Annotated in this window: 1 protein-coding gene; it reads right to left on the reverse strand. The window is 74.4% G+C overall.

The features are described 5' to 3' along the window. A partial coding sequence (locus tag J5M73_RS31395; RefSeq protein ID WP_207816965.1) for a hypothetical protein occupies nt 1-449 on the reverse strand: 449 nt, incomplete at both ends.

Consider the following 449-nt stretch of genomic DNA (forward strand, 5'->3'; position numbering starts at 1 on the left):
GGGCCCGTTGTTCGACGCGCCGAGCACGACGACACTCGTGCCCGCCGAGCCCGGCGGCAGCATCACGGTCTGCCCGACCGCCACCGCATTGTCGAGCGACGACGCGCCGCCGAGCACGAAGCTCGCGCCGCCGTACGTGAACGGCGCGCCGGGCCGCACGCCCGCCTGCGCGAGCGCGTTCGCCGAGTAGCTGAACAGGCTGCCGTCGAAATCGGCGCCCTGGCCGTCGGCGTTCGTCGCGCCGTCCGCGCTGATGCCGCGATTGTTGAAGCTGTCCGCCACATCGCGCGCGACCGGCACGCCGAACGACGGCGGCGCCTCGCCCGCGCCCCATTGCGACGGCGCGCCGCCCATCTTGAAGTGCATCACCGCGCCGCCGTCGAGCGCATCGAGCGCGATCCACGGGCTCGCCTGCGCGCGCCCGCATCGGGCTACGTGCAGAGCGTCGC

The organism is Pseudomonas sp. 50_B (assembly GCF_017491625.1).
Lineage (GTDB): Bacteria > Pseudomonadota > Gammaproteobacteria > Pseudomonadales > Pseudomonadaceae > Aquipseudomonas > Aquipseudomonas danubii.